Source organism: Arthrobacter sp. R4-81 (genome assembly GCF_054792365.1).
Genome location: NZ_CP096445.1, coordinates 398,639 through 420,228 on the forward strand (window position 1 = coordinate 398,639; position 21,590 = coordinate 420,228).

General features: G+C 62.4%; 17 protein-coding genes. 12 read left to right on the forward strand and 5 right to left on the reverse strand.

What is annotated here, in order from left to right; genetic code table 11:
- Position 1 precedes the first annotated feature (1 nt).
- The 3 genes from M1E05_RS01925 to M1E05_RS01935 all read left to right on the forward strand — a co-directional run bounded on the left by M1E05_RS01925 (position 2) and on the right by M1E05_RS01935 (position 5,393).
- A complete protein-coding gene (locus tag M1E05_RS01925; RefSeq protein WP_458112435.1) occupies positions 2-2,596 on the forward strand; it encodes a DUF4118 domain-containing protein in 2,595 nt (864 codons plus the stop codon).
- Positions 2,596-3,279, forward strand: a complete 684-nt coding sequence (locus tag M1E05_RS01930; protein WP_458112434.1) for a response regulator — start codon at positions 2,596-2,598, stop codon at positions 3,277-3,279. The genes M1E05_RS01925 and M1E05_RS01930 overlap by 1 nt, the downstream gene beginning before the upstream one ends.
- Positions 3,280-3,416: 137 nt before the next feature.
- Positions 3,417-5,393 (forward strand): APC family permease, encoded by a 1,977-nt coding sequence (locus M1E05_RS01935; protein ID WP_461164278.1) that lies wholly within the window; start codon positions 3,417-3,419, stop codon positions 5,391-5,393.
- Between the two features lie 98 nt (positions 5,394-5,491).
- Here M1E05_RS01935 and M1E05_RS01940 read toward each other — a convergent pair whose 3' ends face one another.
- The gene (locus M1E05_RS01940) at positions 5,492-6,241 is read right to left on the reverse strand and encodes an SDR family NAD(P)-dependent oxidoreductase (protein WP_458112432.1); all 750 of its coding nucleotides are present in this window, start codon (positions 6,239-6,241) and stop codon (positions 5,492-5,494) included.
- A gap of 20 nt (positions 6,242-6,261) precedes the next feature.
- Positions 6,262-7,140, reverse strand: a complete 879-nt coding sequence (locus M1E05_RS01945; protein ID WP_461164279.1) for a fumarylacetoacetate hydrolase family protein — start codon at positions 7,138-7,140, stop codon at positions 6,262-6,264.
- A gap of 205 nt (positions 7,141-7,345) precedes the next feature.
- Between M1E05_RS01945 and M1E05_RS01950 the strand changes: the two genes are divergently transcribed.
- The 7 genes from M1E05_RS01950 (at position 7,346) to M1E05_RS01980 (ending at position 14,680) form a co-directional block, all read left to right on the forward strand.
- Entirely contained in the window at positions 7,346-8,740 is a 1,395-nt protein-coding gene (locus M1E05_RS01950) for an L-fuconate dehydratase (RefSeq protein WP_461164280.1), read from the forward strand.
- The gene (locus M1E05_RS01955; RefSeq protein WP_461164281.1) at positions 8,733-9,047 is read left to right on the forward strand and encodes an L-rhamnose mutarotase; all 315 of its coding nucleotides are present in this window, start codon (positions 8,733-8,735) and stop codon (positions 9,045-9,047) included. The genes M1E05_RS01950 and M1E05_RS01955 overlap by 8 nt, the downstream gene beginning before the upstream one ends.
- The gene (locus M1E05_RS01960; RefSeq protein ID WP_458112428.1) at positions 9,044-10,054 is read left to right on the forward strand and encodes an aldo/keto reductase; all 1,011 of its coding nucleotides are present in this window, start codon (positions 9,044-9,046) and stop codon (positions 10,052-10,054) included. Before M1E05_RS01955 ends, M1E05_RS01960 begins: the two co-directional genes overlap by 4 nt.
- Positions 10,051-11,028, forward strand: coding sequence for an amidohydrolase family protein (locus tag M1E05_RS01965; RefSeq protein ID WP_461164282.1), 978 nt, complete (start codon positions 10,051-10,053; stop codon positions 11,026-11,028). The genes M1E05_RS01960 and M1E05_RS01965 overlap by 4 nt, the downstream gene beginning before the upstream one ends.
- The gene (locus M1E05_RS01970; RefSeq protein WP_458112426.1) at positions 11,025-12,557 is read left to right on the forward strand and encodes a sugar ABC transporter ATP-binding protein; all 1,533 of its coding nucleotides are present in this window, start codon (positions 11,025-11,027) and stop codon (positions 12,555-12,557) included. The genes M1E05_RS01965 and M1E05_RS01970 overlap by 4 nt, the downstream gene beginning before the upstream one ends.
- The gene (locus M1E05_RS01975) at positions 12,554-13,591 is read left to right on the forward strand and encodes an ABC transporter permease (RefSeq protein ID WP_458112425.1); all 1,038 of its coding nucleotides are present in this window, start codon (positions 12,554-12,556) and stop codon (positions 13,589-13,591) included. The genes M1E05_RS01970 and M1E05_RS01975 overlap by 4 nt, the downstream gene beginning before the upstream one ends.
- A 93-nt stretch (positions 13,592-13,684) precedes the next feature.
- Positions 13,685-14,680 (forward strand): ABC transporter substrate-binding protein, encoded by a 996-nt coding sequence (locus tag M1E05_RS01980; RefSeq protein WP_458112424.1) that lies wholly within the window; start codon positions 13,685-13,687, stop codon positions 14,678-14,680.
- A 191-nt stretch (positions 14,681-14,871) separates the two neighbouring features.
- On the opposite strand, the gene M1E05_RS01985 is transcribed toward M1E05_RS01980, so the two are convergent.
- Entirely contained in the window at positions 14,872-18,306 is a 3,435-nt protein-coding gene (locus M1E05_RS01985; protein ID WP_461164283.1) for a DUF7507 domain-containing protein, read from the reverse strand.
- Positions 18,307-18,947: 641 nt separating this feature from the next.
- Positions 18,948-19,619 (reverse strand): FadR/GntR family transcriptional regulator, encoded by a 672-nt coding sequence (locus M1E05_RS01990; RefSeq protein WP_458112422.1) that lies wholly within the window; start codon positions 19,617-19,619, stop codon positions 18,948-18,950.
- An 89-nt stretch (positions 19,620-19,708) separates the two neighbouring features.
- On the opposite strand from M1E05_RS01990, the gene M1E05_RS01995 reads away from it, so the two are divergent.
- A complete protein-coding gene (locus M1E05_RS01995) occupies positions 19,709-20,053 on the forward strand; it encodes an ArsR/SmtB family transcription factor (RefSeq protein WP_309108795.1) in 345 nt (114 codons plus the stop codon).
- Entirely contained in the window at positions 20,050-21,063 is a 1,014-nt protein-coding gene (locus M1E05_RS02000) for a cation diffusion facilitator family transporter (RefSeq protein WP_461164284.1), read from the forward strand. The genes M1E05_RS01995 and M1E05_RS02000 overlap by 4 nt, the downstream gene beginning before the upstream one ends.
- On the opposite strand, the gene M1E05_RS02005 is transcribed toward M1E05_RS02000, so the two are convergent.
- On the reverse strand, positions 21,008-21,517 hold the full coding sequence (locus M1E05_RS02005; RefSeq protein WP_461164285.1) for a MepB family protein: 510 nt from the start codon (positions 21,515-21,517) through the stop codon (positions 21,008-21,010). The two genes, M1E05_RS02000 and M1E05_RS02005, sit on opposite strands and share 56 nt — an antisense overlap.
- Positions 21,518-21,590: the final 73 nt, after the last annotated feature.

Below are 21,590 nucleotides of genomic sequence, written 5' to 3' on the forward strand. Positions count from 1 at the left end.
GATGTCACGGGGCTCTCTTCGCATTTTCCTGGGCGCAGCTCCAGGTGCCGGCAAAACGTATGCCATGTTGCAGGAAGCCCACCAGCTCCTGGCAGCCGGACGGGATGTTGTGGTGGCCATCGCGTATGACAAGGGCCGGCCGCAGACGCAAAAGCTTTTGTCCGGACTGGAAGTCATACCGGCCGCTGCCGGATCAGGGGGTGTGCAACAGGATGCGGACTTCGCGGAAATGGACGTCGACGGCGTCCTGGCCCGCCATCCGGAGGTCGCAATCGTTGATGAGTACGGTCATAACAACGCGCCCGGCAGCCGTAACGAAAAGCGCTGGCAGGACGTGGAGGAGCTCCTGGCCGCCGGCATCGATGTCCTTTCGACCGTGGATATCCAGCAGCTGACGTCGCTAGGTGATGTGGTGGCCGCCATAACCGAGGTTCCCCGGCCGGAAACGGTGCCCGATGAGGTGGTGCGGAGGGCCGACCAGATCGAGCTGGTTGATGTTTCACCCGAGTTGTTGCGGCAGCGGTTGACTGAAGGAAACGTCTATCCGCCGGACATGATCGACACTGCGCTCGCTAACGAGTTCAGGCTCGGAAACCTCTCGGCCCTGCGGGAGATCGCCCTCATCTGGCTTGCCGACAGGGTGGATGAAGGACTCGCGAAGTACCGGGAGGTGGAGGGCATCCGCACCAGCTGGCCCGCACGCGAACGCGTGGTTGTCGGACTCAGCGGAGGCCCCGAGGGGGAAGTACTTATCCGCCGCGCATCCAGAATCCTGTCCAGGGTCAGCGGCGGCGATCTGCTGGCGGTTCATGCCCGCCGTGCTGACGGTGCTGCCACAGCATCTTTGCATGACTTGGAGATCCAGCACCGCCTGGTGACAGAACTCGGCGGAAGCTACCACACCCTGGCCGTTGATGACCCGGCCGACGGGTTGCTTGAGTTTGCCCGAGACGTGAACGCCACCCAGATCGTGGTGGGCGTTTCCCGCGGTTTCAAAAGGTTCCTGGGCGGCGGCGTGGCGGCCAAGGTGGTCCGGGACTCAGGTGACATTGATGTCCACATGGTGTCGCATCCCTGGGCTCCGCGGTCGCTGCCACGGCGGGTGCCCGGACTACTGGGCCGGACCAGAACGGGTCTGGGTTTTGTGCTGGCGGTTCTTCTGCCGGTCCTGGCCACCGCGTTGATGTCCCTTGGTCCGGAGCTGAACCTTGCCACACACGTTCTGGTCCATCTGACGGGCGTTATTGCCGTGGCGTTCATCGGAGGCCTGTGGCCGGCAGTGGTTGCCGCCATTCTGGATTCTCTCTTGATCAACTACTTTGAGACGGGTCCCGTAGGCACGTTCAGCATCGATGATCCCCAGAACCTCTTTGCCCTTGGGGTGTTCCTGGGGGTGGCAGTGGCGGTGTCCCTGGTGGTGGGCATCTCCGCGAAACGCTCGCGTGAGGCTGCCCTCGCCCGTGCGGAGGCCGCCACTCTTGCTGATTTGGCGCGCGGTGCCCTCCTTGCCGACGACACCGTCGGGGCATTCCTTGAAAAAGTCCGGGAAACCTTCCGTGTCCGGTCCGCTGGGCTCTTCACGAGACGGGCCGCTGCGGGCCAGGAGGGGTGGGAGTTGAAGGCCTATGCAGGCGAGTCCCCGCCCCTCCCTCCAGGAACGCCGGATTCCAGTACTGACACTACCGAACTGGCTGATCCGTTGACCGCCGTCGTCGTCTCCGGCCGAACGCTCACAGCGGGAGAGCGCCGCCTGCTGTCAGCCCACGGGGCCCACCTTCTCCTGCTGCAACAGCGGCAGGCGCTTAAGCGCAGCCTTGAGCAGACGACGAAGCTTGCCGAGGGAAACAAGATCAGGACTGCCATCCTGCGTGCCGTCAGCCATGACCTGCGGACACCGCTGGCAGGAATCAAACTGGCAGTCACCGCCCTCCAGCGGCAGCACGCCCGGCTGCCCGAGGAGGTCCAGGCCGAGATGTTGCAGACGATCGACTCGTACTCGGACCGCTTGGATGCCCTCATCGGCAATCTACTGGACATGTCCAGGATATCCAGCGACGCGATCGCGCCCCACACCGCTCCAGTCACTTGGCGCGACGCCATCGAAGACTCACTGCGGGGAATATCCGCGGGACGCTTGCGCGTGGAACTGGCCCCGAACATGCCGGCGGTTGACGCCGACCTGGGCATGCTGGAGCGGGTCGTCGCCAACATCGTGGAGAACGCCCTCAAATACGCGCCCGACTCCGACGTCGTCATCCTGGGACCCTCGAGCGCTTCCGTGGTTGGCACGGTCGATGGCCGGCCGTGCGGTGAGCTGCGGATTGTGGACCACGGCCAGGGCGTCCCGGCCACAGACGTCATTGCCATGTTCCAGCCTTTCCAGCGCCTCGACGACGCACCGGAAGGCCTCGGAATCGGACTCGGTTTGGCCGTTGCCAAAGGTTTCACCGAAGCGATGGGCGGAACATTAACGGCAGAACCAACGCCGGGAGGCGGGCTCACCATGATCATCCGCCTCCCCCTCTCTGCCGGGGCCGGAACCTCTGCCGGGCCAGGGACGATGGGACCAACCGCCCACGAATCCGGAGGTGCCTGATGAGAACAGTCCTTGTGGTGGATGACGAACCGCAATTGCTCCGCGCACTCCAGGTCAACCTGCAGGCGGAGGGATATCAGGTGCTGGTTGCCCTGGACGGAATGACAGCCCTCCAGCATGCGGAAAACCACCATCCTGACCTCATCGTCCTTGACCTGGGACTGCCCGATATCAACGGCGTGGACATCATCACCAAGGTCCGCCGCACGTCCGGCACACCCATCATCGTGCTGTCCGCCAGGCATGGATCCGAGGACAAAGTACGAGCCCTCGACGCCGGGGCGGATGACTATGTCACCAAACCCTTCGGCCTCGACGAACTCCTCGCACGGCTGCGCGTCGCGGAACGGCGCCTCACTGCCTCCGACGGCGGTGAACAGGTCAGCGTCGTTGACGCCGGCGGTTTCAGTGTTGACCTGATCAACCAGAAGGTCACCCGCGACGGCGAACTGGTGCGGCTGACTCCGCGGGAGTGGGCAATTCTCCAGCTCCTGGTCCGCAACCCTGGCCGCCTTATCACCCAGCAGCAGATGCTGAAAAAGATCTGGGGTCCCGCGTATGGGAGTGAAACCCAGTACTTGCGCGTCTATATGGGACAACTCCGCCGCAAGCTGGAAGACGATCCCGCCCGGCCCACGCACCTGCTCACCGAGGCCGGCATGGGATACCGCTTCGAGCCCTGACCGGGCTACCGGTGTTCTGATTATGCAGGCGTAAAGGATTCATCAAAAAAATCCCCTTTCCGGAATTTCGGTTCCAAGCCGCTGGTAGTTTCGGCTCCGGTCGCGGTGCCGTTGTGCGCCGCACGGAAAGGAAACCAGTGACCACTTTGAGCAGGCCTCCGGCGGACCCCTCGCCCTCCAGGCAGGCGGGCAAAGCAGCAGTGAAAAGTTGGCTGCTGTTCGGGCTCCAGGACAGTAAAGGCAGCCACCAGGGTCCAGGCGGGGTGACCTCGCGCCAGGAAAAGAAGCATCCCTGGTGGCAGGTGATGTGCCTGACAGGTGTGGACTACTTCTCCACCCTTGGCTATCAGCCGGCCATTGCTGCCCTAGCTGCCGGTGTTATCTCTCCGCTCGCCACACTCGTGCTGGTAGCGGTCACCCTCTTCGGCGCATTACCTGTCTACCGTCGCGTCGCCGGAGAAAGCCCTCGCGGGGAGGGGTCCATCGCGATGCTTGAGCGCCTGCTGCCACGCTGGGGCGGCAAGCTCTTCGTCCTTGTTCTCCTGGGGTTTGCTGCCACCGATTTCATGATCACCATGACGCTCTCGGCCGCTGATGCCAGCGCTCACCTGATTGAGAACCCGATCGTCCCTGACTGGCTTCATGGACAGAACGTCCTCGTCACGCTCTTCCTGCTCGCTCTGCTGGCAGCGGTGTTCCTGCGCGGATTCAAGGAAGCCATCAACGTCGCCGTCGTCCTCGTCATCATCTATCTGGGCCTCAATGCAGTGGTCGTGGCAGTAACGATTGTTGGCGTCATCAACCATCCCGTCGCCGTCGGTGACTGGTGGACAACCCTGTGGACGTCCCATGGCAACCCGCTGATGGCCGTCGCCGTCGCACTGATTGTGTTTCCGAAGCTGGCACTCGGGCTATCCGGCTTCGAAACCGGGGTGGCCGTCATGCCCCAGGTCCGGGGAGATGTGGATGACACCGAGGAGAACCCAACCGGGCGCATCCGGGGAACGCGACGGATGCTGACCACCGCCGCGGTGATCATGAGCACGTTCCTCATCACCACCAGCTTCATCACGGTGGTGCTCATCCCGGAGCAGGAATTCCAGGACGGCGGCCAGGCGAACGGCCGGGCCTTGGCCTACCTCGCGCACCAATATCTCGGCCTCGGATTCGGTACCGTCTACGACATCAGTACGATCGCGATTCTGTGGTTCGCAGGCGCCTCGGCGATGGCCGGGCTGCTGAATCTGGTCCCCAGGTACCTGCCGCGGTATGGCATGGCACCTGAGTGGGCAAAAGCAGTCCGTCCACTGGTGCTGGTGTTCACGTTGGTCGGCTTCCTGATCACCTACCTCTTTGAGGCCGACGTCGACGCCCAAGGCGGCGCCTACGCCACCGGTGTGCTGGTGCTGATGACCTCGGCAGCAGTGGCCGTCACCCTTTCCGCCCGGCGGCGGAAGGAGCGCAAACGAACGATCGGCTTCGGGATCATCGCTGTGGTGTTTACGTACACAACCGTGGCGAACATTATTGAACGGCCTGAAGGCATCAGGATCGCCGGGGTGTTCATCCTGGGCATCATCGTTGTGTCCCTGCTATCGCGTGTCCGTCGTTCCTTCGAGCTGCACGCCACCCGTGTCCACCTTGACCAGGAGGCACTGGAGTTTATGTCCTCCAACCTGGACGGGCCCATAACGATCATCGCCCACGAGCCGCTCCGGACATCCGCCGAGGCGTACAGGGACAAGCTCAGGTCCGCTATCGAGGTCAGCCACCTTCCCCTGGCACACGAGGCCCTCTTCTTGGAAGTGATCGTTGACGATTCCTCCGACTTTGAAACAGAACTCCACGTCCGCGGGATTGTCCGTCACGGCTACCGCATCCTGGAGGTCCACGGCCCGGTGGTCCCCAACACCATCGCCTCCGTACTCTTCCATATCCGCGACGCAACAGGTTTGATGCCGCACGTCTACTTCCGTTGGACTGAAGGAAACCCCGTTGCGAACCTGCTGCGCTTCCTGTTCCTGGGCGAGGGTGAGATTGCCCCCGTCACGCGCGAGGTGTTGCGCGAAGCGGAGCCTGACGTTAGCAAGCGACCTTGGGTGCACGTGGGCTGACGCTGCGGAAAGTGCGTCCGGAGGCTGCTGCTCCCTGTAGCTCGTCGGGATTCTCGTGGTCGCCTACACCTTCGCGGCCACCATCTATCGTCGCAAGATCAGCTGAGCGGCCTGAGCCGCAGTCCCTGCATGCCGCCGTCGACCGCCAGGGCCGTGCCGGAGGTTGACCCCGAGCGGGGGCTTGCCAGGTAAGCCACAGCCTCAGCCACTTCCTCCGCGGCCACGAGCCTGCCATGCGGCTGGCGTGCGTTGAGAGCGGCCCGCTCGGCGTCAGGATCGGCAGCCTGGCTTAGCAGCCGGGAGACCCAAGGTGTGTCCACTGTCCCAGGGTTCACGCAGTTCACGCGGATGCCTTCACGGATGTGATCGGCAGCCATGGCCAGTGTCAAGGACAGGACTGCGCCTTTCGATGCCGAATAGAGGGCCCGCTGGGGGAGCCCTGCGGTGGCGGCGATGGAACAGGTGTTGACGATGGCTGCTGCAGGCGATTGGCGCAGGTGGGGGAGGGCCGCGCGGGTCACCCTGGCGACCCCCACCACGTTGATGTCCAGCACCCGCGCCCATTCGTCGTCGCCGTTCGCGGCAATGTCACCCATGGCTCCGATGCCCGCGTTGTTGACCACGATATCCAGCCTGCCGAAGCGGGCGGTGACGCTTTCGACGGCGGTCCGCACCGAAGCGTCGTCCGCAACATTGCATTCAATTCCGAAATGCGGCGTGGCGTCAGGATTCAGATCCAGGACTGCTACCTGGGCGCCGCCAGCCGCGAGCCTGTCCGCGACTGCCGCCCCGATCCCCGACGCTCCTCCGGTGACGAGGGCCACCAGGCCTTCAAATTCGCTGTTCACTGCACTGTTTCCTAACGTAGTCACTGCCCTGCACCCTGCCGGTAAAACTCCTGGCGCTGCCGGCCCAGTCCTTCTATGTCGAGCTCTACTACATCCCCTGGCTGGAGGAACGGGAAGCGGCCCGACAACGCCACTCCCTCCGGGGTACCGGTGAGGATCACGTCGCCCGGCTCCAGGAGCATGTACTGGCTGAGATGGTGCACCAGGGTAGCCACGTCAAAGATCAGATCCGCGGTTGAAGAATCCTGACGGACGTCACCATTGACCAGGGACCGCAGCCTCAGCCGGCCGGGATCGACCTCATCCGCAGGAACAAGCCAGGGACCCAGTGGTGTGGAGGCTGGCAGGGATTTGCCCTTGGTCCATTGACCGGCCGCGCCGGGCAGCTGGTAATCGCGCTCGGAGAGATCGTTGGCGACGACATATCCTGCGACGTAATCCATGGCATCGGCGGGGTCAGCAAGGTAGCTGGCCGCCCGCCCGATAACCACTCCGAGTTCAACTTCCCAGTCGTATTTTGCGGACGACGGCGGGATGGGGGCAGCGTCGAATGGTCCGCTGATGGTGTTTGACGGTTTGAGGAACACCACTGGAATCTCCGGCGGCGCCGCACCTGATTCGGCAGCGTGGGCAGCGTAGTTCATGCCTATGCAGACGATGGCGCCGGGGCGGGCGACCGGTGCTCCGACCCGAAGGCCCGCTGCGGAAATCTCAGGCAGAGTCCCGGCAGCGAGGGCGTGCCGAGTGCGGGAGATGCCCTCGTTTGCCAGGAAGACGCCGTCGACGTCCTGGGTCAGTGGCGCCAGGCTGAAGTATTTTTCGTCCCCGTTGGCGTCAGTGGTGACCACCGCCGGCTCTTCTTTGCCGCGTTCGCCCAAACGGACCAGCTTGATATTCATAATCTCCTCTGACTTTTGGCGCAAGGTGTGCCGCTAACATCCGAGCTTTTGCTCCGGCCCTTCCCTAATACTACGCAATAGTTACCCATTGACAAGTGAAACATCGGATGTTTAGGTTAATTCCAGATCCCCGACCCGGCAGCTTGGTGATGTGCCCGGTCGGCCACGAAGCGCCCCTTCCGGCCGCTGTACAGTCAGGAGCATTATGAGCGTCATAACGGCGGTAGAAACCTTTGATATCCGCTTCCCCACGTCCCAGGAACTGGACGGCTCCGACGCCATGAACCCGGATCCCGATTACTCAGCGGCCTACCTGATCATCAGCACAGATGCCGGCGATGGCCTGGAGGGACACGGCTTCGTGTTCACCATCGGGCGCGGCAATGAAGTTGAGGCCGCAGCCATCGACGCGTTGCGTCCCCACATTCTGGGCCGGAACGCCGAGGAATTGCTCGCGGACATGGGCGGGACCTGGAACCTCCTGGTCCACGACTCCCAACTGCGGTGGCTGGGCCCGGAAAAAGGCGTGATGCACATGGCGATCGGCGCCGTGGTGAACGCCCTGTGGGACCTTAAGGCCAAGCGTGAGGGGCTTCCGCTCTGGGAGTTGCTGGCATCCTTGAGCCCGGAGGAGATCGTAGCCCTGGTTGACTTCCGTTACCTCAGTGATGCGCTGACGCCGGAGGAAGCGCTGGAGATATTGCGTCGTGCCGAGCCGGGCAGGGCTGAACGGCACGCCAGGCTCCTTGCCGAGGGCTATGCCGGCTACACCACAACACCGGGATGGCTGGGGTACAGCGACGAGAAGCTTTCACGCCTGGCCAAGGAAGCTGTTGCTGACGGCTTCACCCAAATTAAGCTCAAAGTGGGCGCCTCGCTGGAGGATGACATCCGACGTGTGCGTGTAGCCCGCGAGGCCGTGGGTTCTGACATCAAGATTGCCGTCGACGCCAACCAGCGGTGGGACGTTCAGGAAGCCATTGACTGGATGGCACATTTGGCACCCTATGACATCGCGTGGATTGAGGAACCCACCAGCCCGGACGATATTCTGGGACACGCCGCCATAGCCCGGGGTGTGGCACCAATCCCGGTTGCCACCGGTGAACACGTGCAGAATCGGGTCATGTTCAAGCAGCTTCTGCAGGCCGGTGCCATCGAAGTGCTCCAGCTTGACGCTGCACGGGTGGCGGGAGTGAACGAGAACATCGCCATCCTGCTGCTGGCCGCGAAGTTCGGTATCCGGGTCTGTCCGCATGCAGGCGGGGTTGGCCTTTGCGAGGCCGTTCAGCATATTTCAATGTTCGATTTCATTGCTGTCTCCGGAGAAAAGGGCGACCGTATGATTGAATTTGTGGACCACCTCCACGAGCATTTCATCACCCCCGTGGATGTCCGCGGAGGCTGCTACTGGCCGCCCTCAGCACCCGGCGCCGGCGCGGAAATGCACCGGCAAACATTGACTACGTTCAGCTTTCCCGACGGCGCCACCTGGAGCGGCAACGCCGCGGACGGTCACCAGCCTGCCGGTCACCACCCGACCGATCACTCGCCCCCCGAGCGGGAGCTGGCTCTCAAAGAGGCCGCGGCTGATGCCTGAGACTATCGTTCTGCACACCAGGCTGAAGCCGGGAGCAGCACAGGCCTATGCAGACGCGCACGCTGCCATCCCGGCAGAGCTGGTCACTGCCTTGAAGGATGCAGGCGTCGCCAATTGGCGCATCTGGCGCAGCGGCCTGGAACTGATTCATGTGGTGGAAGTAGAGGACTACAAGGCCATGCGCAAAGCCCTTGCCCAGCACCCTGTCAACCTCGCCTGGCAAGCCCGCATGGCTGAGTTGCTGGAGATCGAAGACGATTACACCGGCAACGATTCAGGTGTTCCGCTGGTCTGGGAGCTGCCATGAGCGCGAACCTTTCTTCCGCAGCAGGCAGGCCGCAAGCCGGCCCCCTGCAACTCGGCAGGCTGGGCTATGGGGCCGCCGGGCTTGGCAATCTCTACCGTGCAATGTCCGACAACACTGCCGGGGCGATCACACAGGCAGCCTGGGACGCCGGCATCAGATACTTCGATACGGCCCCGCACTACGGCCTGGGCTTGTCCGAACACCGTCTCGGGGCTTTCCTCCAAGGTAAGCCCAGGCAGGAATTCGTCATCTCCACCAAGGTCGGGCGCCTCCTTGTACCAAAGCAGGGTGTGACCGCCGGTGAGACCGACGCGGCCGTGCCACGCGACCCGGAGGGCTTTGACGTACCCGCAGCGAGCCGGCGTGTCTGGGACTTCACTGAGCGTGGTATCCGCCGGAGCATCGAGGAATCGCTGGAACGCCTGGGCTTGGACTACGTGGACATCGCCTACCTTCACGATGCCGATATCCATGACCTCGCCGGAGGCATCAGCGATGGACTTCCTGCTCTTGAAAAGCTCCGTTCTGAAGGGCTGGTCCGCGCCATCGGTGTGGGGATCAACTCGGCTGAAGCCGCCCTTGAATGCGTGGAGGCTGCCGATCTGGACCTCGTGATGCTGGCCGGCCGATACACCCTTCTGGAGCAGCCCCAGGTGCCCCTCTTGGAGCGATGCGTAGAGAAGAGCACCGGAGTAGTCAACGTCGGAGCCTACAACTCCGGGATACTGGCCCGGCAGGATATTCCCGCTGACGCCCATTACAACTACGGGCAGGCACCGCACGAGCTGCTGGAACGCGCTCGCCAACTGGCAGTCATCTGCGCCAGCTATGGAGTGGAACTGCCGACGGCGGCCCTCCAGTTCGGCCTGCGCCACCCCGCCGTTGTCAATGTGACGGTCGGGGCAACGTCGCCTGAACAGATCCGAGACAGTGCCAATCGGATGGAAGAAGAGGTCCCGGAGGAACTTTGGGCGGAACTTTCACAGCGGAGGTTGATCCCGGCATGATCGATTCGCATCTTCATCTCTGGGAACTGCCACCTGCCGCCGACCAGCCGGTCGAGCCAGGGGCGCCGCGGCGCCCGTACTCATGGCTCGGTCCTCAGCATGGTTCCCTCTTCCGCAGCTACGGCGAAGCGGAGGCACAGGAAACACTGGTTGACGCCGGTGTCAGCGGAGCGGTGCTGGTGCAGGCAGACGACGCCATCTCTGATACAGAATTTATGCTGGCCGCAGCTGACCGCAACGACTGGGTGCTCGCCGTCGTCGGCTGGATCCCTTTGGAACAGCCTGAGCAGGCGGAGGCCGCGCTGGAACGGCTGGGCCAGAACCCGAAGTTCCGTGGAGTCCGCCACCTCGTCCACAACGACCCGCGGGATGACTTCCTGGAGTTGCCTGAGGTGAGGGAATCGCTGAAGCTGCTGTCCGCCAAGGGACTGACCCTGGACGTCCCGGACGCCTATCCCCGGCACCTGCAGCGTGCCGTTGACCTTGCCAGGGACCTTCCTGAACTCACCGTGGTCCTGGATCACCTAGGCAAACCGCCGCTCTCGGGCACCGTCACCTCCGGAGGCAACGGGTCATGCGGTGAGTTGGAGCGCTGGCGCCGCGAGTTCCGGGCTCTGGCTGAGTTGCCCAACACGGTAGCCAAGGTCTCGGGGCTGCACTTGCCAGGACTGGAATACACGGCCAAGGCATTACGTCCCCTTTGGGAAGAGGCGCTCGTAGCTTTTGGACCCGAGAGGCTGATGATCGGCATGGATTGGCCGGTCAGCACGCTCGGAGCGCCCTACCGCCGCACAGTGGAGGTACTGCTCGAACTGGCTGCCGACCTGGGCCCCGCCGAGCGGCACGCTTTCCTCGAAGGCACCGCGGCCCGTACTTATGGACTGGAAAACTCCGGGCTGCCTGCATCGTCAGTGGACGCAACCACCCCGGAAACGGAATCAACATTAACCAGGCAGGACGAGGTGAAAGCATGACGGCGAATCAGACACCACTGTTGTCCGTGCACGGCGTGGAGAAGAGCTTCCCCGGGGTCAGGGCACTGCACAACATGCATTTGGACCTTCGGCGCGGTGAAGTGCTGGCTCTTGTGGGCGAAAACGGTGCAGGCAAATCCACCTTGATGAAGCTGCTTTCCGGCATCTACGTCCCGGATGAGGGAACGTTTGAACTCAACGGTGTGGCCTTTACGCCTACCGGACCTAAGCATGCCCAGGAGCTGGGCATCAGCATCATCCATCAGGAGTTCAACCTGATGGCCGACCTGACCGTCGCCCAGAACATCTACATCGGCCGGGAACCCCGCCGCTTTGGGATGCTCAGTGAGCGGGCACTGAACCGGAAGACCCAGGACCTGTTCGACCGGATGAGCCTCAAGCTGGATCCAAGGGAGCGCTGCGGTGATCTGACGGTGGCCAAACAGCAAATGGTGGAGATCGCCAAGGCCTTGAGTCATGACTCCAAGGTGATCATCATGGACGAGCCCACCGCGGCCCTGAACGATGCCGAAGTGGCCACCCTGCATGAACTGATCCGCGGATTTGTCTCGCCGGAGACGGGAGTCATCTACATTTCGCACCGAATGGATGAACTCAAGCAGATTTCCCAGCGCGTTACCGTTATCCGCGACGGCGAGTACGTGGACACTGTGGACACCGAAAAAACCAGCATGCAGGAGGTCATCTCGCTGATGGTGGGACGTTCGATTTCCGGTGACCAGCGCCCGCCGGCCGACGCTGCAGACCACGCGGACGACGTCGTACTTTCCGTTGAAGGGCTCACTACCTCTTCCCTCCTGAAGAGTGTCAGCTTCGCGCTCCGCAGGGGCGAGATCCTGGGATTTGCCGGACTCATGGGCGCCGGACGAACCGAAGTTGCGAGGGCACTGGTGGGCGCGGACAAGGCCAGCTTCGAACACCTTAAAGTGAACGGGGCCGACGTCCAGATTCCCAACCCGGCCGTAGCGGCGAAGCTGGGCATCGGTTACCTCTCGGAGGACCGAAAGCATCTGGGTCTCATGCTGGAGCGCGATGTGAAGGAAAACATCATGCTCTCCTCGCTTGTGGAGAACTCGGCGGGCGGCTTTATCAAGGACGCTGCTTTGCGCCGCACCGCCGACGAATACGCCCGCAAGCTCCGGATCAAAACGCCGTCCATCAGGCAGCTGGCCCGCAACCTCTCGGGCGGCAACCAGCAGAAGGTAGTCATCGCCAAATGGCTCGTGAAGGACTGTGACATCCTCATCTTCGATGAGCCCACCAGGGGCATCGATGTCGGAGCCAAAGACGAGATCTACAAACTCCTCAACGAACTTGCGGCCGAAGGCAAGGCGATCATCATGATCTCCTCGGAACTGCCCGAAGTCCTCCGCCTGTCCCACCGGATCGCCGTTATGTGCGAAGGGCGGATCACCGGCTTCCTCAATAACGCAGAAGCCACCCAGGAAAACATCATGGAACTTGCCACCCGGCGCGTCTCCATCACCACAGGAGCACCAACCTCATGAGCATTGTAGAAACCCCCACACCGAAAGAATCAAAGGTGTTGACGGCGCCGTCTTCACCGCCACGCGGCCAAGGCCTCTCCCTGCGGCTCCGCTCGTCCCTGCAGCAGCTCCTGGCCTTCGGCTCGCTGATTGTCCTGGTGGTCTTCTTCGGCGTCATGAACGCCCGGTTCCTGCTGCCGGGCAACCTCTCGGACATCCTGCTTTCCACGGTGGTCATCGGGCTCCTTGCCCTCGGTGCGACGTTCGTCATCGTCACTGGCGGCATCGATCTCTCTGTGGGCACCGGCATGAGCCTGTGTTCTGTGATGGTTGGCGTCGTGCTGACGTATCTGGGCCTGCCGATATGGGCCGGTATTGTGGGTGGCATCCTGATGGGAGCAGTGATCGGGGCCGTAAACGGCTTCCTCATTTCCTTCCTGAAAATCCCACCATTCATCGCCACCTTGGCCACCATGCTCGTCTGCCAGGGCATGGCGCTGGTGGTTTCCGGAACCAAGCCCATCTATTTCACAGGTACTGAGGGTTTCGCCAACCTCGCCCTTGGCAAACCCATTGCCGGGCTGGTCATTCCCAACGCTGTCTTCATTTTCTTCGGAGCGGCAGCACTGGCCGGCGTGGTCATGAGCAAGACCCTGTTGGGCCGCTACACCTTCTCCATCGGCTCCAACGAGGAAGCGACGGCGCTCTCGGGCATCAACGTCCGCAGCTGGAAGCTCTGGATCTACACAGCCGCAGGAGCCTTCACCGGGCTGGCCGGCGTGATCATCGCTGCAAGGCTCAACTCAGCCCAGCCAGGACAGGGCATGGGGTATGAACTCCAGGCGATTGCCGCCGTCGTGATCGGTGGGACGTCCTTGGCCGGAGGCAAGGGCTCCATCGTCGGCACGGTCATTGGTGCCCTCATCATGTCCGTCCTCACCAACGGCCTGCGCGTCATCTCGGTGCCGCAGGAGTGGCAGAACGTGGCTATCGGCGTTGTGATCCTGGTGGCTGTCTACCTGGACATGCTTCGCCGGAAGGAGGCCGCCAAGTAGCGTCTTCAACCGGTCCGGACCAGACTGCCCCTCCAGCACCGTCCCCCTTCTGCCCATACCTTTCCAACCAGAAAAACAACGGAGTTTTCATCCATGAACAAGTCAACTTTTGACCGGCGCAGTTTCCTCACCCTGTCGGGTCTGGCCCTCGGCGTCGTAGCCATCGCAGGCTGCGAGGCTCCCGCCGGCACGCCCGGTGCCACCGCCAGCAATGGCGCCAAGCCCTATATCGCCATCGTCTCCAAAGGCTTCCAGCACCAGTTCTGGCAGGCCGTGAAGCAGGGCGCTGACAAGGCAGCAGCAGAGCTCGACGTCGAAATCACCTTTGAAGGTCCCAACACCGAAAAGGACGTGGACCAGCAGATCCAGATGCTGACGACCGCTCTCGGCAAGTCACCCGCCGCCATTGGTTTCGCCGCCCTGGACTCCCAGGCAGCCACCCCGTTGCTGGAGCAGGCCAAGAGCAAGAACATTCCCGTGGTTGCCTTTGACTCCGGCGTTGAATCCGACATCCCGGTGACCACCGCCTCAACGGACAACAAGGCTGCTGCGGCCGAGGCCGCCAAGCACCTCGCGGAGCTCATCGGCGGGAGCGGCGACATTGCGATCATCGGCCACGACCAGACTTCCAAGTCCGGTACGGACCGCCGCGACGGCTTCAAGGAATACATCGAAAAGAACCACCCGAACATCAAGATTGTGGCCATCCAGTACGCCGGTGGCGATCAGCTCCTTTCAGCCGACGCAGCCAAGGCCATTGTCACGGCCAACCCCAATCTCAAGGGCATGTACGGCACCAATGAGGGTTCGGCCATCGGCGTCGTCAAGGCGGTTGAAGAACTGGGCCTCAAGGGCAAGCTGACTATCGTCGGCTTCGATTCAGGCAAGGCCCAGATCGATGCCATCCGGTCCGGCCTCATGGCTGGCGCCGTCACGCAGAACCCGGTGGGAATCGGGTACGAAACAGTGAAGGCTGCCGTAGCCGCCCTCAAGGGCGAAAAACTGGAGAAGATCATCGACACCGGCTTCTACTGGTACGACGCCAAGAACATCGATTCGGACGAGATCAAGCCGAACCTCTACCAGTAGCGGTTCTCTTCCTCTTCCTTCTGCTGCGGCCGCCCATCCTTGGATGGGCGGCCGTTTGCGTTTCTCCCTGCTATCGGTCTGACATGCAGATCAGGTCTGCTTACCGGGAACAGACGAAAGCGGCGCCGGGCGGGTTGTCCCGGGCGCCGCTTTCTGGTCTCAGTTCTCGGTCTCAGAGAGAGCTGTACCTCTTATTGAATTGATCGGCGACGTACCTTGCTGACCGTCATCGCTCCTCCACCAAGAAGAACCAGCAGGAGCGCGCCGAGGGCGAGCGGTCCGGCGTCGAGCCCCGTGTTCGCCAGGTTGCCTGCAACGTTCACTGCCGATACGGGTGCCTGGGCCGCCAGCTTGACCGTGGAGGAAGCCGAGCTGATCGCTGGTCCTCCAGGTGTGGTGCCGGTACCTGTTGCAGTGTTGGTGATGGTGCCGGTGTTGAGGTCTGCCAGGGTGACCGTGTAGGTGGCCGTGCAGGTGACGCTCATTGCCGGTGCCAGCGAGGCGGCTTCTGCCGGGCAGCTAACGGCGGAAAGATCACCTGTTCCGGTGAATTCACCTTCTACTGCAGTGACATTGGTCAGGGTGACGTTGCCGGTGTTGGTGAGGAAGAACGAGTACGTCAGTACCTGGCCGGCTGTTGTTGCCTTGTCCGTGCTTGCTGTCTTGAGCACGGTCATGGCGGGCGCGTTCGGCGTGGGAACGGTTACTCCTGACGGCGGTGAGACCGGCGGGGGAGTGGTTCCCGGCGGAACGCCGGTTGCCGTGGCGGTGTTGGTGATGGAGCCGGCGTCGACATCTTCCTGGACAACCGTGTAGGTGGCGGTGCAGGTGATGGCGGCGGCCGGTGCCAGTGAAGCTGCTTCTGCCGGGCAGGTGACGTCGCTGAGTTCGCCGGCGCCGGAGAAGTTGCCTTCGTTGACGGTGACGTCCTTAAGCGTGACGTTACCGGTGTTGGTGACCAGGAACGAGTACGTGATGTTCTGGCCCACCACGAGGTCCGCCTGGGCGGCCTCATCAGCAGTTTTGACTACTGTGATGGCCGGTGCCGGCGGTGCCGGAACAGTGACTTCCGACGGCGGTGAAACCGGCGGGACCGGGAAACCTTCGGGCGGGGTGCCGGTACCGGTAGCGGTGTTGGAGATCGAACCGGCATCGACGTCGTCCTGCGTGGCCGTGTAGGTGGCGGTGCAGGTGACGGTTGCTGCCGGGGCGACCGGGCCTGTCGGGCAGACCGCGACCGGGGCGTTGCCCGTTCCGGTGAATTCGGTTTCATCGATACGGATATCGGTCAGGGGCACATTGCCGGTGTTGGTGAACGCGAACGAGTACGTGATGATCTGTCCCGGTTCGATGTTCTCCATCGCGGCCGCGTCGGCTGATTTGACCAGGTTGACGCCTACAGCGACCGGCGCGTTGGTGACTGCACAGGTGAACGCTGCCGCGTCCGGAACCGTGAAGGTCCATGGCCCGGTGCCCTCAGCCGGTACGGTGTCGCCGGTTGCGGTGTTCGTGCAGGTTACGGTCGCGCTGTAGGCGTTGATCGCGCTGGCCGAGCCTGCCGCCATGGCATCAGTGATGGTGTAGGTTGCGCCTTGGGACACCGGCTGGTCAGTGGTGCTGACTGTTGTGGCCGTGCCCGTGGTGGTGGCTGAGGTCAGGACAGTACCGCCGCTGTTTTCCAGGGCCACGGTGAACTGGTCCGCAGGAGCCTGACGGCCCTCAACGGTCTTGGACACCGTGAGGGTCGGGATCGGCGCCAGAGCACAGCGTGCACCGTCATTGCCGCCGGAGGCAGGACCTGTGGAAAGCGGTACCAGCTGAGCTGTGGTGACGTTGATGCGGGAGATGTTTCCGGTGGGGTTGTCCGATGCGTAGAGGTATCCGGACGCGTCGACATAAACGGCGCCGACAAGAAGTCCGGTCACTGGTTCCCCTGCAGGGGTAGTCAATACAGAATCGATGGTCTGGGTTCCGGTTGCGGGGTCGAATTTGACCAGGATGCTATTTCCAGCGGCGTCTGTTCCGACGCTGTAGAAGGCGCCGTTGGTGAATCCCCAGTCGGCTCCCGGGAACAGGCCGCCGGTCAGTCCCTTGGTGCCTGAGCTGAGCACGGTGCCATAGGTTGCCGAACCCGGGGCGAGGTCAATCTCAAAGTACTCAGAGGGGCTCGCGCTTGTGGTAATCCAGTAGTGGCCCGCAGCGTCGAAGTCTCCGACGTTGAAACCGGCGCCGCCGGTGCCGGCAGGAATGCCGAGATCGGTCAGTGATCCGTTGGCGCCGATCCTGACAAGGTGGCCGTCGCCGGCAATCCCATAGAAGTAGTCATCCAGGGTGTTGTAACCAACGCCGTTCACCGCCCGGGGAAGGTTGAACGCTGTTGAGTACGCGCCGGAAACCAGGTCGACCTGCTGGACCAGGTGGGGACCGGCTAGGCCGGCCGGGCTCTGGAAGAGGTAGCCGGAAGCGTCGCAGGCCCACGGCTCCTCAAGGAATTCGACCGTGGATTCCCCTGGAGGGTTGATCCCGACGCTTGTGATGTTCGAAGGCCCATTGGTGAAGGATCCCGGTGCGGCAGCGGTCACGTTGACCGTGACTGTGCAGGAAGCCATGCCCGCATCAAGGTTGCCGGTCACAGCCACTGAAGTGGCCCCCGCAGGAGCGGTGACGACACCCGCGGGGCAGGTGGTGGCGGCAGCGCCATCGGCGACGGTCAAACCGGCCGGAAGCGCATCGGTAAAGGACCAGCCATTCTTGGCAGCGAGCTCATCGGTATTGGTCACCGTGAGCGTCAACGCCGACGTACCGCCAACAGGGACGGATGCCGGGCTGAAGGACTTATCCAACTGCGGGGTGACATCGAGAATCTTGAAGTTGTCGAAAGCCTGGTCATTGCCGCTGCCACTGGGCTGCTGATTGGTAACCCGGAAGCCGACCGTCGGGCTGGTCACCAGGGCAGCCTGGTTCCCGGTAAAAGTACCCACACTGACTACGCGCCCGTCGACGGCGAACGTCTGACGGTTAGGATCGGCACAGATGTTGTAATCGGTGGCGTTCAAAGCAATGGGGGTAGTGCCGTCCATCAGGTAGAACCGGTCCAACGCCTGCACACCAGTGGAGCAGAGGTTCCCGACGTCGAGCGAGAAGGTGACGAACCGACCGGTCCCGCCGACGGTGATACCTGATCCCTCCAGCATCACCCCGGTATAATCGTTGAATCCGCCGATAGTCTGCTCAGCCACCGCAAGGTTGGTGTCAGGATCAGCCACACCGGAGTACTGCCCCATTGCGGCGGGAATCGTTCTGGCCGCGGGCCACCAGGAGGACGTACAGAACTGCGCCGCCGCAAAAGCAGCATCGGTGGCCTGACGACCGAAGATCACACCGTTGCACCGCGAGGCGTCCTGGTAGACCGGATCCGCGGTGTATGTGGCGCCGGTAGTGCTGGTGTAGGCGGCGATGTTGGTCGCCCCTGTCAGGGGCGCGTTCTGGAAGTCTTCTGAGTAAAGCAGCGCAGGAGCGCCGGGGGTGCCCGGGGCTCCGGGGACAGCCTGGGCGGCGGGGGCCACAAGGGGAAGTGTTCCAAGGATCAGTGTTCCGAGCAGGGAGAGCGCTGCGGTAGCTGACAAGGCCTTCCTCGCGATGCTGCGATTTGCAGGCTTTAGGGAATCTGGAGGGCTGACAATCCGACGACGAGCGCCGGAGCCTTTCCCACGATGCGAGCTCTTACCTAAATAGTTCAACTGGTTACCACCTGACGGTCAGATCAGGGCACAGACAATGACCCCGATGATTCTTCGGGCCGCTTCATTTACAGCTGGTCTGAAATTTGCGTCCCCCCAGTGCCAATGATATAGGCAGAAAAAGGCATGTCAATTTATTCCTATTAACGCTAACAAGGGGCTCATAATGTAAGTCTGCTTGGTAGTAATCCAGATAGTAGGCCAATTTAAACATTTCCAGTTTGTCTTTACCTAGTTGTCAGGCGCCAATGCTCCGGCCGATTTCGCGGTCCTTGATTGCGCTGACGGCGGTTCTTGGTACTTGGACTGGATTGATCGAGCCGCCCCGGTGAGTCGGATCTGCAGTTATCCGCGATAAAGCGTCTTTCGTTCACTAGGTCAGGGAAATTGAGTCCGGGCGCGAGCGCGTTCCGATTTCTCTAATTTTTGTTCCGGCATTATTTCCTCAGCTAGAAAGCAAAGGCCAGCTGAAAACGAACAAAAGCTGAGGGACGCAACTGTGCTTCAATGACAGGCGACGGAGCCGGCTACAGGGCCTGCCTCAGCCAGCTCTCAACACCGCTGATGTGGACGGTGACCAGGGCCCTTACCAGTTCCGCGTCCCCGCGCGCCAGGGCGTCGGCGATGGCTTTGTGCTCTGCAAGGGTATGCGCAACCGCACGGTCCTGGGTCAGTCCGCGCCAAATGCGTGCCCGCACTGTGCTGCCGGACAAGGCATCCAGGAGGCTTTCCAGGTATGCATTTCCCGCTGACCTGCTGATGATGCGATGAAACTCGAGGTCGTGGGCCACCAGTTCCTCTACGTCCGTATGCTCGTCAATTCCGTCCATCGTGGCACTGAGCTCCAACAGTTCGGCGCCGCTTATTTTGCTTGCCGCGATGAAGGCCGTGGCCGGCTCAAGGATACGTCGGACCTCGAAGAGCTCAAGAATTGATTTGTCCTGATGGAGCTCCACGACGAAAGCCAGGGCCTCGTTCAGGAGTTTCGCGTCCAGGCTGGTGACGTAGGTGCCGTCCCCACGCCGCACGTCCAGAACGCGTATCAGCTCCAGGGCCTTGACGGCTTCCCGCAGGGAACTGCGTGACAGGCCGAGGCGGTCGCTGAGCTCCTTCTCCGGCGGCAGCCGGTCGCCTGCTTTGAGCTCGCCCCGCAGAAGCATTTCTTTGATTTTGTCGATCGCCTCGTCAGTCACAGCCATGGGACCATCTTACCGGGATTCATCGGATGTTTCGGGCCGACGGATCTATTTCCTTTGGCTGGAGTGGCGGTCTGTGGCAGTATCTGCATATGAATGCAGATAAGCAGTCTTGCACCTTCGACGTCGACAGTCCTTATGTTGAGTTGGCAGTGGAAGTGTTCTCCATGTTGGCAGACGCCACGAGGGTTCGGCTTATCCTTGCCCTCAGGGAAGGCGAGATGCCGGTGAACGCCTTGGCAGAAAAAGTTGGCAAACCCGCCGCCGCCGTCTCGCAGCACTTGGCGAAGATGCGTCTGGTGGGCATGGTCACGACGCGTCAAGAGGGCACCAAAGTCTACTACCGCATGCAGAACGGCCATGCGCGGCAACTGGTGGTGGACGCTGTTCATCAGGCGCAGCATTCGCTTGGCACGGCCCCCCACCACGGCGCATGAGCGGCTCGGACCAGGCCCTCGGCGGGCACGAACACGAGCATGGCCATGGCCACGAGCACAGCCACGAGCACAGCCATTCGCACGGCCGTGGCCTGAAGGGCTGGCTGCGGGAAGTGTTCGTCCCTCACTCGCACGATGCCGCGGATTCCATTGATAACGCTTTGGAATCGAGTGCACAGGGGATCCGTGCGGTCAAGATTTCCCTGCTGGGCCTCGGTGCCACCTCACTGTTCCAACTGATTATTGTGTTGGTCAGCGGATCGGTTGCGCTCTTTGCCGACACTGTCCACAATTTTTCCGATGCTCTGACCGCTGTGCCCTTGTGGATCGCTTTCCTGCTTGGCCGCCGCAAACCAACCAAGACGTATACCTACGGCTTCGGTCGGGCTGAGGACCTTGCCGGACTCTTCATTGTTGCCATGATCGCCCTTTCCGCCGTCGTTGCGGCCGTCGAATCCATCCGCCGCTTCTTCGAGCCGCAGCCGGTCCAAAACCTGGGCTGGGTCCTGGCAGCCGGGCTGGTGGGCTTTGCAGGCAACGAGTTGGTGGCGCTGTACAGGATCCGCGTCGGCCGCCGGATCGGTTCCGCGGCCCTGGTGGCGGACGGTGTGCATGCCCGCACAGACGGGTTTACGTCCCTCGCCGTAGTGGCGGGAGCGATTGGCATCTGGCTCGGTTTCCCCCTAGCGGACCCTATCGTAGGGCTGCTGATTTCCGCGGCCATCGTGGTGCTGTTGTGGGGGACCGTCCGCGACGTCGGCCGTCGGCTGATGGACGGAGTGGACCCCTCGCTGACTGACAGGGTAGCTACGGTTGTGCGGCAGCATGCCCCGTCAGGAACTGCCCGGCTGCGCTGGTCAGGCCATCACCTGAACGCCGAGGTCACTGTTCCCGCCGCCGCAGCCACCAGCCTTCGTGAGTTCAGCCTCCATACGGCGCAGCTCGAACGGGATCTCAGGGCTGCCCTGCCTGAGATTCATTCCCTGACGGTGGTTCCCCGGGTGCAGTAGCCGGTGAGTCAAAGAACTCCGACTGCCAGCGCTGGGTGGCCTGTGCTTGCCGACTGGTGGGTGCCGTCCAGGGCGGGTATATACGAAACGCCCGCTTGCCGCCGAGCTTGCCTTGTGAGACGACCCCGCGCTTGATCAGGGCTTCCTGCGGGAAGACGAACTGCCCGGAATTTACCCAATCCCCGACGCTGACAACAAACAGGTCCACCCCGTCGCTTACGTCAAAGGGCCGGATGGGTTGCCCCGGCCCCGGTGATCGCTGCCAAAGCGTCACGAACTGGCCAATCTTTGTCGGGGTGGTCTTGGCGATGCGGAAAACCACGGACTGATCATTGAGGGAAAACGTGTAGGCGCCGTATTCCTGGCTCTCCGGCTCTGCCTCGGGCGTCGAACAGCGGTAACCGCGGGAACGATAATCCGCAATGGTGCTCAGGAGCTCAGGCGGCACAGTCACCCGCCAATACTATCCGCCCGCAAAACGACGACGGCGGCACCTGAGGTTCCGTAGAACAGAATCTAAGGTGCCG